The organism is Lachnoanaerobaculum sp. OBRC5-5 (assembly GCF_000296385.1).
Lineage (GTDB): Bacteria > Bacillota > Clostridia > Lachnospirales > Lachnospiraceae > Lachnoanaerobaculum.
In genome coordinates this window covers 59,748-73,409 of the sequence record NZ_JH815185.1, presented here as the reverse complement: position 1 = coordinate 73,409, position 13,662 = coordinate 59,748, and the positions used below count along the sequence as shown (strand labels likewise).

The 13,662-nt window shown below is 33.8% G+C and carries 15 protein-coding genes; 3 read left to right on the top strand and 12 right to left on the bottom strand.

The annotated features are described in order from the left end of the window. Positions 1-288 precede the first annotated feature (288 nt). From HMPREF1135_RS00360 to HMPREF1135_RS00315, 10 genes are all read right to left on the bottom strand, one after another. Positions 289-462: a hypothetical protein gene (locus HMPREF1135_RS00360; RefSeq protein ID WP_242824829.1), complete on the bottom strand. Its 174-nt coding sequence runs from the start codon at positions 460-462 to the stop codon at positions 289-291. Between the two features lie 36 nt (positions 463-498). Further along, entirely contained in the window at positions 499-1,041 is a 543-nt protein-coding gene (locus HMPREF1135_RS00355; RefSeq protein ID WP_007590802.1) for a DNA cytosine methyltransferase, read from the bottom strand. Continuing rightward, positions 1,034-1,264 (bottom strand): helix-turn-helix domain-containing protein, encoded by a 231-nt coding sequence (locus HMPREF1135_RS00350; protein WP_007590799.1) that lies wholly within the window; start codon positions 1,262-1,264, stop codon positions 1,034-1,036. The genes HMPREF1135_RS00355 and HMPREF1135_RS00350 overlap by 8 nt, the downstream gene beginning before the upstream one ends. 151 nt (positions 1,265-1,415) lie before the next feature. Next, positions 1,416-2,873, bottom strand: a complete 1,458-nt coding sequence (locus HMPREF1135_RS00345) for a relaxase/mobilization nuclease domain-containing protein (protein ID WP_007590797.1) — start codon at positions 2,871-2,873, stop codon at positions 1,416-1,418. Beyond that, on the bottom strand, positions 2,873-3,253 hold the full coding sequence (locus tag HMPREF1135_RS00340; RefSeq protein WP_007590795.1) for a plasmid mobilization relaxosome protein MobC: 381 nt from the start codon (positions 3,251-3,253) through the stop codon (positions 2,873-2,875). Before HMPREF1135_RS00340 ends, HMPREF1135_RS00345 begins: the two co-directional genes overlap by 1 nt. Positions 3,254-3,589: 336 nt before the next feature. Continuing rightward, positions 3,590-4,552, bottom strand: coding sequence for an AAA family ATPase (locus HMPREF1135_RS00335; protein WP_007590793.1), 963 nt, complete (start codon positions 4,550-4,552; stop codon positions 3,590-3,592). Beyond that, the gene (locus HMPREF1135_RS00330; RefSeq protein ID WP_007590792.1) at positions 4,549-5,469 is read right to left on the bottom strand and encodes a hypothetical protein; all 921 of its coding nucleotides are present in this window, start codon (positions 5,467-5,469) and stop codon (positions 4,549-4,551) included. The genes HMPREF1135_RS00335 and HMPREF1135_RS00330 overlap by 4 nt, the downstream gene beginning before the upstream one ends. 92 nt (positions 5,470-5,561) lie before the next feature. After that, entirely contained in the window at positions 5,562-5,945 is a 384-nt protein-coding gene (locus tag HMPREF1135_RS00325; protein ID WP_007590791.1) for a plasmid mobilization protein, read from the bottom strand. An 11-nt stretch (positions 5,946-5,956) separates the two neighbouring features. After that, positions 5,957-7,027, bottom strand: a complete 1,071-nt coding sequence (locus HMPREF1135_RS00320; RefSeq protein ID WP_007590790.1) for a site-specific integrase — start codon at positions 7,025-7,027, stop codon at positions 5,957-5,959. An 11-nt stretch (positions 7,028-7,038) separates the two neighbouring features. Then, positions 7,039-7,230, bottom strand: coding sequence for a hypothetical protein (locus tag HMPREF1135_RS00315; protein ID WP_007392548.1), 192 nt, complete (start codon positions 7,228-7,230; stop codon positions 7,039-7,041). A 162-nt stretch (positions 7,231-7,392) separates the two neighbouring features. Here HMPREF1135_RS00315 and HMPREF1135_RS00310 point away from each other — a divergent pair, with 162 nt between their 5' ends. Further along, a complete protein-coding gene (locus HMPREF1135_RS00310) occupies positions 7,393-7,995 on the top strand; it encodes a helix-turn-helix domain-containing protein (protein WP_007590789.1) in 603 nt (200 codons plus the stop codon). A 20-nt stretch (positions 7,996-8,015) separates the two neighbouring features. Then, positions 8,016-8,666, top strand: a complete 651-nt coding sequence (locus tag HMPREF1135_RS00305) for a HEPN domain-containing protein (protein WP_007590788.1) — start codon at positions 8,016-8,018, stop codon at positions 8,664-8,666. 147 nt (positions 8,667-8,813) lie between these two features. On the opposite strand, the gene guaA is transcribed toward HMPREF1135_RS00305, so the two are convergent. Together guaA and HMPREF1135_RS00295 are read right to left on the bottom strand one after the other, a co-directional pair. Further along, entirely contained in the window at positions 8,814-10,367 is a 1,554-nt protein-coding gene (guaA, locus tag HMPREF1135_RS00300; protein ID WP_007590787.1) for a glutamine-hydrolyzing GMP synthase, read from the bottom strand. Positions 10,368-10,465: 98 nt separating this feature from the next. After that, positions 10,466-11,479, bottom strand: coding sequence for a hypothetical protein (locus HMPREF1135_RS00295; RefSeq protein WP_007590786.1), 1,014 nt, complete (start codon positions 11,477-11,479; stop codon positions 10,466-10,468). A 315-nt stretch (positions 11,480-11,794) separates the two neighbouring features. Between HMPREF1135_RS00295 and glmS the strand changes: the two genes are divergently transcribed. Continuing rightward, positions 11,795-13,636, top strand: coding sequence for a glutamine--fructose-6-phosphate transaminase (isomerizing) (gene glmS / locus HMPREF1135_RS00290; protein WP_007590785.1), 1,842 nt, complete (start codon positions 11,795-11,797; stop codon positions 13,634-13,636). Positions 13,637-13,662: the final 26 nt, after the last annotated feature.

Below are 13,662 nucleotides of genomic sequence, written 5' to 3'. Positions count from 1 at the left end.
ACATATTATAACACTTTGTAATTGAATAGATAGAAAAAAGTGGGTTGAAAATCAACCCACCCCAATATTTGACAAAGAACCTAAAAAGCACATAACCCAAAGATTATCTATTCTTTAAGTTATGTGCTATGTTTATAAAATACTTTATTCCTTATTTATCATGATATTCAAGACTGACTCTCCCTAAAAGTACGATATAATCTTGCACAGTTCTCTCCATTACAAATTTAATGTTTTACTATCAAACATATATTTCTTTGTTGTATAATAATATCTTGCCTGATATATTCACGATTTAGGATAATATTTTGATATATTTCCACTAAAACAAATGCAAATATACATCTTCTGTAATGCCTCTATCTCAATACTTTCAAAAAATTTCATTTCTTTTCTTACTGTTCTTGCAACAGAAAATATATTATTTAACATATCATTCGTCCCGCTAACAATAATATTCATATTAACCTTCATATTTTCCTTACAAGATTTCAGCATCTATTTAACAAATTCAAATTTTCCTTTTTTATACCCAACAAATACAACCCTTTTACGCATCTGCGGAACTCCATAATCGGCTGCACAGAGGATTTTATATTCAATTTTATAGCCCATATCCGAAAATTTTTGAATTATACTGTCCTTTATCTGACCTCCAAAAAGCCCTACAAGACCTGGTACATTTTCTATAACAAATGCTTTTGGTCGTATTTCATCTACCAGTCGAATATACGAAAGATAAAGTTTATTGCGAGGATCATCAAATTTTCGCGGCCCTGACAATGACATTCCTTGGCATGGCGGACCTCCTATAATTACATCAATGTTAGCATCACCTATAATAGGTTTTATATTTTCTTTATATGTAATCTGTGTTATATCTCCACAAATTGATTTAGCACCCTTATGATTCAACTCAAATGTTTCTAACGCCTTAGCATCATTATCAATACCGAGAAGAATATCAAAACCAGCATTCTCAAAACCTAAGGACAGCCCACCTGCACCGCAAAACAAATCTATAACTTTAAGTTTAGACACTTTCCCTTCTCTCCTCGTTAACTTCTATTCTCTCCACGATCTCTGAAATATCGCAATCTAATACATCACATATCCTTACCAGCACATCAGTCGTAACATTCTCACTGTTCTTTATTTTATAAAATGTGCTTTTGCTCACCTTTGCTTTTTCCATAAGCTCCGTATTTTTCATTTCTATATCTATCAATATTTTAAATAATTTCTTATAACTAAGCTTTGACATGACTAACCTCCAGTTTTGTCTTTATATACATCATACTTATTCTATTTTAACACAATAATTGAATAAATAGCAATATTTTATTCTGTTTTATCGAACTGTCTTTTGTAAAAAAAATAATCGGTACAGTCATAAGACCACACCGACCATAAATTTATCTTTCAGCTTCTTTCAATATTTTACTCTTTTCCTTAGGGTTATCTCTTTCTTCATTTTGGTGTTCCCTAATTGCACCAATAACCGACTCTTTTTTCTCTGCTTTATTTCTACCAATATATTCATTCATATTATTTTTCAAATGTTCCAACTCTTCGTACTGTGCTGATAATGAACTATGTTTCTTTGAAATCGCCTCTTGTTTAGCATGCAATTCTTTGGAATACTCATTTAATTTCCTGAAAAGATTTTTACTTGATTTTGTCTTCAACACTCCTATTACAATATGACTCAAGTGCGGAAATTGCTTCAGAAAAATATCTATTTCTTCATAAGACTTCTGATATGCTTCCACATCTTTTCTGTTCATCATCATATAGATCTTATCGTTTGGATTTTTTCGGTAGCCTTCATAATGTTCTCTTTTGCTGATGCAGATTTGAATATGCTTTACTACTTCTTTTATCCTTTTTTGCTCCCATGACAGCTTATCAAACTCTCGCTTCAACTCATTCTTTTCGGTTGATATTCGACTAATACCACGCTCCAATTCTTCCATTGAGTTAAAACCTTTATTTCTGATTTCAACAAGCGTAGAAGCGGCAGTTTTAAGATTGTGCTTTGTTGCCCAACGCTCATATCCTTTGCTGGACTTTGCTTTATTATTATTTGTAAGATTTATAATATTGCCAAGTTCTTTGTCTTTATTCAGGATTCGCTCTTTGATTCTTTCTTCAGTATAATTAACTCCTATTGTCTTTGCTCTGGTAAATCTCTGTTGACCTTCCTTTCTAAAGGCAATGTGCTTACCAAGTTTTATCTCATAACCGAAGCTTTTCATCCTGTCTAAAAAGTCTTGCCAGTTGACAGACAGCTTTATACTTCTATCAATATCAAACTGAAGTCTTGATTTATAGCTGCTTCCTTTTTTATCTTCATTCCAATCATGCCAACTTACAAACTTTCTTCGCTTAATTTCGTTGATTTCCTTTTGCGTTTCTTGGTCGATCACAGATAAGTTATGTTCCCTGCAAAGCCTATCGCTTTGATTTCTGATGTTCATATAGGAACCGTAATAGGAATGATATACCTTGCCCTCATCCACATCTATGGAATTGAAAATGATATGATTATGAATATGATCTTTATCAATATGAGTAGCTAAAACATACTCATATCTCCCCTCTAAAATCTTATCGCAAAGTTCAATTCCCACTTGATGGGCTTCTTCAAAACTAACTTCTTCAGGAACAAAGGATTGAATTAGATGATGAGCCAAAGTCTTTGTTTTTGAGTTAAACTGCTTCTTTGTAAGTTCAAATTCTTTATGAGCATTTTCTCTGCTGCATAGGTGCGTTGTAACATAGATTTCATCATCTGTCTTATCTCCGTTACAGATATAGTCTATCGCCTTTTTAAGAGTAGTTTTAATCGGATGTATTTTAGTAACAGCCATCAGCCGATCACCTCATTGATAATATAATCCGAAACTTTTTCTCTAAATTCTGATAGAAAAAGTAGTTCCCCTTGTAAAGCTTTCTTGATACCTTCAATATCATCTTTGTAAATAACTCCTGTGCTGTTTACTGCCTTTGCAATCTGATTCAGATTCGCTGAGTTACGACTGACAAGAGAAGATAATTCCCTTAATTCTTTTCTAAATTCCCCGGATATATCAATGCTGATAATTCTATTTTTAAAAATACTGTCTCTGTAAAATTCTCGTTTATTCTTAAAATTTGTTAATGCAAATCTTCGGTTAAGTTCCTTAATATCTTCTTCATTCACCATAAAATGAATGGTACAATTATTTTTTCTATTAACACTCTTTGACATTTTTTACATCTCCTTTCTTCTTTGGGGTCTTAGGGTTCTCCCTAGGGTCTGCCCCAGCCAATTATCTCCAACGAAAATTTATTTGAGTTGCTTAGATAATTAGGCGAGGGTAAAATTGATTAAGCTGAATTTGCAGCTTACAAGTCTACTTTTTGGACTGTGGTCAAAAAGTATATGCTTGCTATCTACCTATAATTCATGATTTTTATAAATTCATCTTTAACTTGCACAGAAAAAATAGATGTAAATTCTTCATTTACCGTTTGCACCGTTCATACCGTACGACATTCTCTTATATACGAAACATCAAACGGTACGAACGGTTTGAACGGCATTTTAATAAATCACATCCTCTGAATTATATTTAACTTGATAGTTATTGTTGTTTTTTCCTCGCTTCATTGTAATGCTGATTCCATTTTTCCTGAGAATATCTTTATTACGATTTAAGGTCTTGCCGAATTGCTGCGGACTTTCTATCTCTAATTTTATCTTTGAGCAAATATCAACTATTGTTCCATCTATTTCTTTTAATTTAGGCATAAGTTGAACTAATCTTTGAATGGACGGTTCCAGCATTTCAATCGGATCCACTTTATCAAGTTCCAATATTTTTTTCGATGGATGAATTTTTACTTGATATACCCTTGATTCAAAAAGCCTACTGGTTAAATCTAAGCTAAACTCTGTATCAAATTCCGATGATTTATTTATAGCTATTATAGTGTCTACTGAACCGGATAATGCTTGAGAACCTATTACTTTTTCACTTACACTTTTGATAGATGAATCCTTTTTTGTGTGATACATCATAATAAAAGTGCAACCATATTTTTCTATAAGCTCATAATACTTTGCCATAACCTCATAGGTATCATTGTAATCATTGGCATTATATTTTCTGTCATATTTTATCTTAGAAAAGGTATCAACTACGAACACCTCATAACCCAATTCAACATCAGATTTTATAATTCTTTCAAACTCATCAAAGTCTACATAACTTGTGCCTTCATAAAATTTCATAGTGTTTGAACAAGGTATATCTAATCTCTTAATTCTTTCTTGAATAAGTTTTCCGGATAGTTCATTACAATAGTAAACAACATTTGTTTTACGCACCTTGTTTTCAAGAAAATCAATTCCTTCATTGATACATATCCCAAGATTCAGTCCTAATGCCGTCTTACCTTTTTTAGGTGAGGCTACAATCAATGTAATGCTTTTTCTTGCAATAATGTTATCAACAATATACTTATCAGAGGCATCAAACTCAGTGTTTATCGTATATGCTTTCAACGAACTGCCTCCCTTGTTTTTCTGTGATAGTTATAATCCCAATAATTGTTTCCACCGACTTCATGTGCCTTTTGAATGCTCTGATTTAAGTATTTAATATACGCAACCTCCGTTCTTCTCTTACTCATATCACACATTCGATTTAGGGCTGATTGTAGGAATATCTCAAGCATTAAATCTGCATTTCCATGTGTAAAGCTGTTTAAGATAAGAAGTAATTGAAAATCGTCTTTACTTGCATCACCTGTGGAATATTCACCTCTAAAAAGCTCTCTGCCTTTGCGATTAGTCATATAGATTGCTTTTAAAATCCCTTCAATATCCGGAACATCACTATCTATGCTTTTATAGTATGCAATTTGCTCTTGAATCGTTTCTTTAATGGCATATTTTTCATAGTAAAGATTTAACTTATACTGTTCATTCTTTACTTCTGTGCAAGTTCCTATGACATCACCGGTTATAGCAATGCACTTATTTGATTTATACATTTCAAAACGATCAGCTTGATTGTTGATATTCTTATGAATTCTACCCTTGGCAAATATGTGGACTCCGTTGCCCGATACAGAGATTTCCTTATATGTTTCGCCAAAATCACTTATGATGTCTTGCACATCCTCAAAGCTGTCCTTAACATTATCTAAATCAATGCAGACAAACGGATCATCTTCAGTTAAGACAAATGATAGTCCATCACAGCCGCTTCTTTCTAGTCCCTCTAAAGCAGTTTCAAAATCTGTCCAGTTCTCTTTTTTGTTCCATTCATTTGCTTCATAAGTAATTGGACTGATTGGAATTTTTACAGTTTTTGTATTCCCATTTTTGTATTGGTTATGATAAATCTTAAACCATAACCATTGCTTGCATTCTTTTAATTCCTGAGGAATATTGTTAATATATTTTTCTTTATTCATCGTTATTACCTCCATAATCATGTTGATGATAGAAGTACAACCTGATAAAATGTTATTTGAGATTTGCAATCTTATCAGGTTGCTTCTTGGCTCTATCTATTGCCGTAGGTAGAGTCATTTTTATTTCTATTCACCGTTTCAAACATCTCCAGAATATATGCCAGAAGTTCAAGTTCATTTTCATCAATATCGCAGTCCAAATTAACATTTTTAAAATATTCTTCAAGCATATTCAGTTTTGTTTTCAGTTCGTCAAATACTCTTATATTTCCAAATACTTCAACGCTATGATTTAAGCTCATTTGAATCATATAGTCCTGTTTGTTTAATCCTGACAATGCTATTTTCTCTTCCAATAAACTTTTTTCTTCCGGAGACATTCTGAAATTCACTATAATATTTCTTTTTCTGTTTTTATCAACTTTCAGTTTTCTACCTTTTGACTGTAGACTTTCTCTTTTAAATATCTTACTCATCTTGACTAAACTTAATTCCTTTCTTTCTCTATAATCCGTGTGATTTCCAACTGTTTGGATGGATACAAATGTGCGTAATTTAAGGTTATTGAGATACTTTCATGCCCTAATCTTTCTGCAATCACCACAGGAGAAAAACCCTGCTCTATCAGGTACGCAACATGTGAATGTCTTAAATCATGAACTCTAATTCTTTTCACTCCTGATAATTTACAGCCTCTATCCATTTCATGATGTAAATATGATTTTGTAAATGTAAATAGCCTTGCCTTTGAATCCAGATGATAATACATTACGAAGAAATCAGACATTTCATTACATAGAAATTGTGGTAGTTGAATTACTCTATTACTTTTTTCTGTCTTTGGACTTGTAATATAATCTTTTCCTTTTAGCCTTTGAAATGATTTAGTGATTGTTAAAGTTTTCTTTTCAAAGTCAAAGTCATCTTTTGATAATGCCAGCAATTCACCCTCTCTAATACCGCACCAATAAAGTATCTCAAAGGCATAATATGAAACAGGCTTACTTTTAATACTTTCAGCGAATTTTTCATATTCCTCTTTCGTCCAAAATAACATCTCCTGTGCCTTTGATTTCCCCATCTTAGTAGTTTTATAAGTGGGATTACTTGTTAAGCCATAATACTTATTGGCATGATTAAGAATTGCATTTAGTTGATTCTGAATTGTTCTTAAGTAAGTTTGAGAATATGACTTTCCTTCACCATCAGATTTTTTAAGTAATTCATTCTGCCACTGTAAAATATCCGGAGCTGTTATTTCAGCTATAGATTTTTTGGCAAAGTAAGGTATTATTTTCGTTTCTATAATATGCACCTTTGTTAAGTAGGTGTTGTATTTAATTCTCGGTCTTAAATCATTCAAATAGATTTCAACAAATGACTCAAAAAGCATATTCAAATCTCTCGACTTACTTGCCAAAAACTCCCGTTCATACTCCAAAGCCTCTCTCTTTGTAGCGAATCCACGCTTTGTGTGAATCTGTTTCATCCCTTGCCAATCAACATACCTTAAATAGATTTTCCATGTGCCTCTTTCTTTATCCTTACTGGCTGACACATCATCACCTCCTATACTTCTTTCGTTTGACCATAACAGTTTTCTTCATAAAATTTTCGATTAACCTTACCTGCAATTACTATCAGGTTCGGATTGTCTTTTAGCATTCTCTCATTTAATTCTTTTATCATTTTGTATGCTTTGGGTTTTGAAACTCCCCAATCTTTACTGACTTCTTCAGCATCAACATACATCTTTCTCATATTTTCTCATCCTTCCTTATTTATTTGAATTTATAATATATATTAGTATAATAATTTATATATTAGATGTCAATAGCTATTTTTAATTTTTATCAGTATTTCTCTTTATTTTTAGTATACGATTTGATATAATAAGAAGTAATAAATATAGGAGATTATAATATGAATAATAACTCTGTATCCGAACGTTTGAAATATCTTCGTTCTATAAATAAAAAAACACAAAAGGAGTTTGCAGAATTTTTAGGAATACCTCAGCCTTCTATGTCTGCATACGAAAACGGAAAGAACAATCCTACAATTGATGTGCTGATAGATATTGCTGATAAATGCAATGTATCTTTAGATTGGCTTGCCGGAAGAAGTGACTATACTTTCGGTCTTTCAAGCATGAGAGATTTTGTATTATTTATGTATGAACTGGCAATGAAAAAAGAAATCGGATTTGAAATAATTGTGGAAGATAAATTCCCCAATAATGACATTGAAACCGATGAAAATAAATGGAATGTTAAACTTGTGTTCTATGGTAATGACAAAGAGCATCCGTTTAACGCTGATGCATGTAATATCTTAAAAGAGCTGTCCGATAATCTGTTTGACTTGGAGTCCTACTCTATTACAAAAGAACAGTTTGATTCTATGAAAAATAAGTCTCTAGAATACTACACTCTACCACTAACACAGAAAGAGTCTGAAGAGCTGTCAAGAGATGAGATTTTAAAAAAGAGAATTGAATACCTGAAAAAACACAATTTATTATAATTTAATTATTAGGAGAACAAATGAGTAAAAAATTACATAAACTAATAAAATCATGTATAGAAGAATCCCATATATCATTTATAAATACAAGTTATATAGATTCTAAATCTACTAATAAAATCATAAATTTTTTGTATAAAAATAGAGATGATATTCAGAAAAATATACATTCTTCATTATGTTTTGATATGGGATACATGGTCAAAATACATTGGTTAAATAATTTCCCAGAAACAACAAAAGAATTTGGTTATATTATGTCCTTCAAAGAAGCAGGTGATATTTTAGTCGAACATTCTCAGGATGTTAAGGCTGACTATATGGTCTACTCTGTCATGTTTAATTATATGCAATATTTAGAATTGGCATTTAAAAACATTTTATATTACAACAATTCAAAAATCCCATACACTCACGATATAAATGATTTATGGGAAGTTGCAAAGCCTATAATAAAAAATAAATTTAAAAAAAATGAATTTGAAATATTAATTATTGATTCAATAATTAAATCTATATTTCCAAAAAATAGCACATCTATGAATTTTAGGTACAAAACAGATAAACAAGGTAATGACAATATTCCTAATACTTTCACATTGGATTTATATGTTGTAAAAATTTGGATTGATATATTTGACACAATTATATGCGATACCTACAACTCATAAAATATTTTGTATTAAAAGCCTATTTATTGAACCAAAAATCACCCGAAGAATTACTCTTCAGGTGATCCCTTTCTAAACTCTGCAAGCATTTTGCAAGCACGAAACTCACAAAACCGCTATTTATAAGGCTTTACACCCTGTTTTTAACTATTCCAGCTCAATAGTTCCAGGAGGCTTACTTGTGATATCGTAAAGTACCCTGTTTACATGGTCTACCTCATTGATAATCCTGTTGGTCACCTTTTCAAGTACTTCCCAAGGGAGTCTGGCAGCCTCTGCTGTCATAAAATCTATTGTCTTAACTGCACGAAGTGCTATGGCATAGTCATAAGTTCTGTAATCTCCCATTACTCCTACACTTCTCATATTTGTAAGAGCCGCAAAGTACTGGTTGATTTCCTGTGAAATTCCTGCCTTATCTATCTCCTCACGATATATAGCATCTGCATCCTGAACTATCTTTACCTTCTCGGCTGTAACTTCACCGATAATTCTGATTCCGAGACCCGGTCCCGGGAACGGTTGACGGAACACAAGATGCTTCGGTATACCAAGCTCAAGTCCCGCCTTTCTTACCTCATCCTTGAAAAGATCTCTAAGCGGCTCTATGATTTCCTTGAAATCAACATAGTCAGGAAGTCCTCCTACATTGTGATGTGACTTGATTACTACACTCTCTCCACCAAGTCCCGATTCTACAACATCAGGGTAAATTGTTCCCTGTACTAAGAAATCTACCTTACCGATTTTTTTAGCCTCTTCTTCAAAGACTCTGATAAATTCCTCACCTATTATCTTACGCTTCTTTTCAGGCTCGCTTACACCTGCAAGTTTTGAGTAGAATCTTTCCGCTGCATTTACTCTGATGAAGTTCAGCTTATAATTGCCGTTCGGTCCGAATACAGCCTCAACCTCATCACCTTCATTTTTTCTAAGAAGTCCATGGTCAACAAATACACAGGTAAGATTCTCACCTACCGCCTTACTGAGCATTACCGCCGCAACTGATGAGTCAACACCGCCTGAAAGTGCACAAAGTACCTTACCGTTGCCGACCTTTTCTTTGATTGCCTTTATACTGTTTTCTACAAAGGCATCCATTTTCCAGTTACATTCACATTTGCAGACATTCTTTATAAAGTTTCCAAGCATTACATGACCATACTCTGAATGCAAAACTTCGGGGTGGAACTGTATTCCGTAGAGATTCTTTGCTGTGTTCTCATATGAAGCTACAGGACAGTCATAACTATGTGATGTAATCTCAAATCCTTCACCAATTTTACTTATATAGTCTGTATGGCTCATCCACACAATGCTTTCCTTCGGCACATTCTCAAACAATGCACTGTCGGCCTTATCAACTGTCAGTTTTATTTTACCGTATTCTCTTACACTTGCTCTCTCTACCTTTCCGCCAAGCAGATGCTGCATAAGCTGTGCACCGTAGCATAGTCCAAGTACAGGAACTCCAAGTTCAAAAAGCTCTTTTGAATATGTGGCTGAATCCGGCAGATAGCAACTGTCCGGTCCTCCTGTAAGTATGATTCCCTTCGGATTTTTCTTCTTGATCTCTTCTAAAGGGGTTTTATATGAATAGATCTCACAATAAACATTGCTCTCTCTTACTCTTCTTGCAACTAATTGATTGTATTGGCCTCCAAAGTCCAAAACAATTATAAGCTCCTGCTTTAATTCCATCTGTATCTCCTATACTTGATAAATTAATTTGTACATACAATAATATATCCTAAATAGAAAAAAAACGCAAATATTCTCTCGCTCTTAAACGTATAATTTTACTTTTCAGGTTTGTCCTTCGCAACACTTGTTGAAACTATAAAATTTCTCATATTCTTATTTTCATCAATTCGTATATAAGCATAATACTCATTCCAGAATATAGAATCACTGTTGGTACGCCATGATATTCCATATACAGAATCTGTAGGCTCGGATTCATTCGGTATTAGCCAAAGTTTCTTTTTAAAAATATTTTTTACATTATCTGTATCAAAAGTATCTAACAGCCCCAGCTCTTCAAGCTTAATATCTATGCCGACATTTTTCACTGCATTCTTACAGTCCTCATCCATATAGAAATTCACGACCTTCGAATCTGTTATATTCACATCTTTATCAAGACTTCCATACAAATCTATTGCGCCTATAAGTGTATCATCTTTGACTAATAAATATGGTGCTCCCCTTAGAGTCTCTCCGGTACTTCTATATCCCTTTTCTACAGTAAGACTCTGATTTCTCTCATACTTGGTATAAGAACCGCTTGTCAGCATTTCACTGTATTCGTATGTATTCTCATCATTCATGATATATATATCAAATCCCCCGTCTAAAAAGTCTTCTACACTTGTCTTACTCAGTGTTACTTTCATCCCTCCTACAGTCATTACAGGGGGCTTTACCGGTAAACCTATAAGAATATATCCGAAGCATAAGAAAACAAACAATAATGCCAATACTGCAAGAGAAAATATAGCATTATATGTACGCTTTCTTGCATTAAAAAAAGATCTAACAGGTATTGCTATAATCATTCCACCAAGAGCAGCAGCCCCTGAACCCATAATGCTCATTAACTTCAGCACTATAAGTACCGTAATAACTATACTTAAAATATATAAAAATATCTCACCGATTTTCATTTTACTTGTATCGGTTTGATTATTTGCCGCTCCACGCATATCGTATACTGAACTTTTTTTCAGCATGCTTCTAAGCCAAAGTGCTATAACAGTAAAGCAAACTCCTAAGAATACCATTAATCCTATAAATAATAATCTGACGCTCATACTTCCCCTCCTATTTACGAATTTACATATGATTATTCTACCATAATTTTATATATTTTTTTAATTTTTGTAAAAAAGCATTCCAAATTTCTTTTTCATATGTTATCATAACACAAATTTTTCTTTACTGAGGAATAAGGAAAAATTAGCGCCAGGACTTCGGGGAGTCCCAAGTCGACGAGGTAAACAGTTATCGAAAGATTCGGCGGATGCTGTTTCGGAATAGTGCATCGTAAGAGAAAGAAAAAAAGCGAAATCAAGATCGTAACAAAAGCTTTCTTCGCACAATAAACAATTAAATAGGAGAAAAATACGATGTGCGGTATTGTTGGTTTTGTTGGGCAGGGGAATACAAAGGATATTCTACTGTCCGGTCTTTCGTGTCTTGAATACAGAGGCTATGATTCTGCCGGAATAGCCCTGTATTCTCATCCTTTTACTGTGGTAAAATCTGTAGGTAAATTGGAAGAATTGAAGAAAAAGCTTGCAGCTTCGAGGGAATATGAGTTTCCCTGCTCTATGGGAATCGGTCATACACGTTGGGCAACTCATGGTAAGGCTGATGAAAAAAATTCTCATCCACACTTATCTATGAATAAAGAAGTGGTGCTGGTTCATAACGGTATTATTGAAAATTTTGCAGATTTAAAGAACTTTTTACAAGACAAAGGATACAGTTTCTACTCGGAAACCGATACCGAGGTTGCTGTAAACCTGATTGAATATTTCTACTTGAAAGAAAAGAATATTTTAAAGACTCTCTTCTTAGTGCAAAAAGAGTTGAAAGGTTCTTACGCCTTTGCAATTATGTTCGAAGATGATGCAAATACTCTTTATGCAATGAGAAAGGACAGTCCTCTGATTGTAGGAAAAGGAGAAAATTCTTTTTATATTGCCTCAGATATTTCCGCATTTTTTGACTATACAAATGAAATATATGTCTTGGAAAACAAGGAGATTTTAAGCCTTTCAGAAAATGAAATACATATTTATAACAAAAATAAGGAAGAGGTAAAACGCCCTTCCACTATAGCCGACCTTGATCAAAGTCGAATTCATAAAGGAGAATATCTGCATTTTATGGAAAAGGAGATCTTTGAGCAACCACAGGCCGTAAAAGATACTCTGCTTTATGCCCGCGGTAAAGAAAATGATGACTTTTCCTATGAAGCCTTCTCTATGAGTGAAAGTGACTTTAAGGATATTAGAAGAGTCAGAATAATTGCATGTGGATCTGCATACCACGTAGGCTATTTATTAAAGTCTGTTTGTGAAAGCCTGGCAAGAGTTCCGGTACAGGTGGAGTTTGCAAGTGAGTTTCGCTACAATCATCCGATTTTAGAAGACGGCGAACTGGTTATCAGTATAAGCCAGTCAGGAGAGACTGCGGATACTTTGGCTGCAGTAAAAGAAGCAAAGAAATTGGGAGCAAAAACTCTTTCCATTGTAAATGTCAAGGGATCTGCAATTGCCGTAGAATCCGACTTTGTCTTTTATACACAGGCAGGACCTGAAATTGCAGTCGCCACTACAAAGGCATATAGCTGTCAGCTTGTTGCAGGTTACATTTTCTCACTGCTTTTGGCTAAAGCAAAGGGGCAAATCAAGGATGAAGAGATCCATAGTCTTAAAGATGAGCTTTTCAGGCTTCCGGGAAAGATCCAACAATGTCTTTCCCTTGATGGTGAAATCCTACCTATGGCAAAGAAGCTTAAGGACTCAGACAATATTTTCTTCCTCGGAAGAGGTCTTGACTGGGCCATCTCCATGGAAGGAGCTTTGAAGCTTAAAGAAATCAGCTATATTCACTGTGAAAGCTACAGTAGCGGTGAGTTAAAGCATGGTACAATAAGTCTAATAGAAAAAGACAGTCCTGTAATCGCTCTTCTTTCCCAGGAGGAACTCGCCGGAAAAAGTATTTCAAATATTCACGAGGTAAGAAGTCGAGGGGCAAAATGCTTTGCTCTCACTATGGAAGATATTTCAGTCGGAGAAGATGACTTTGCTCAAATACTTAGTGTACCGAAAACCCATCCTCTCTTTGCCGGAAGCCTTTTGGTAGTTCCACTACAGTTTCTCTCCTATCAGGTAAGCCTCTTAAAGGGCTTAGACCCTGATAAGCCGCGAAATCTGGCAAAGTCTGTTACGGTGGAATAAATATTTTTTTATTTATTATTTATTTG

Coding starts and splice junctions, on each gene's coding strand:
- glmS (WP_007590785.1), top strand. CDS start 11,795: ATGTGCGGTATTGTTGGTTTTGTTGGGCAGGGGAATACAAAGGATATT.
- HMPREF1135_RS00325 (WP_007590791.1), bottom strand. CDS start 5,945: ATGAGTAAGATATTTAAAAGAGAAAGTCTACAGTCAAAAGGTAGAAAA.
- HMPREF1135_RS00350 (WP_007590799.1), bottom strand. CDS start 1,264: ATGTCAAAGCTTAGTTATAAGAAATTATTTAAAATATTGATAGATATA.
- HMPREF1135_RS00360 (WP_242824829.1), bottom strand. CDS start 462: ATGAATATTATTGTTAGCGGGACGAATGATATGTTAAATAATATATTT.
- HMPREF1135_RS00330 (WP_007590792.1), bottom strand. CDS start 5,469: ATGAATAAAGAAAAATATATTAACAATATTCCTCAGGAATTAAAAGAA.
- guaA (WP_007590787.1), bottom strand. CDS start 10,367: ATGGAATTAAAGCAGGAGCTTATAATTGTTTTGGACTTTGGAGGCCAA.
- HMPREF1135_RS00295 (WP_007590786.1), bottom strand. CDS start 11,479: ATGAGCGTCAGATTATTATTTATAGGATTAATGGTATTCTTAGGAGTT.
- HMPREF1135_RS00345 (WP_007590797.1), bottom strand. CDS start 2,873: ATGGCTGTTACTAAAATACATCCGATTAAAACTACTCTTAAAAAGGCG.
- HMPREF1135_RS00310 (WP_007590789.1), top strand. CDS start 7,393: ATGAATAATAACTCTGTATCCGAACGTTTGAAATATCTTCGTTCTATA.
- HMPREF1135_RS00340 (WP_007590795.1), bottom strand. CDS start 3,253: ATGTCAAAGAGTGTTAATAGAAAAAATAATTGTACCATTCATTTTATG.
- HMPREF1135_RS00315 (WP_007392548.1), bottom strand. CDS start 7,230: ATGAGAAAGATGTATGTTGATGCTGAAGAAGTCAGTAAAGATTGGGGA.
- HMPREF1135_RS00305 (WP_007590788.1), top strand. CDS start 8,016: ATGAGTAAAAAATTACATAAACTAATAAAATCATGTATAGAAGAATCC.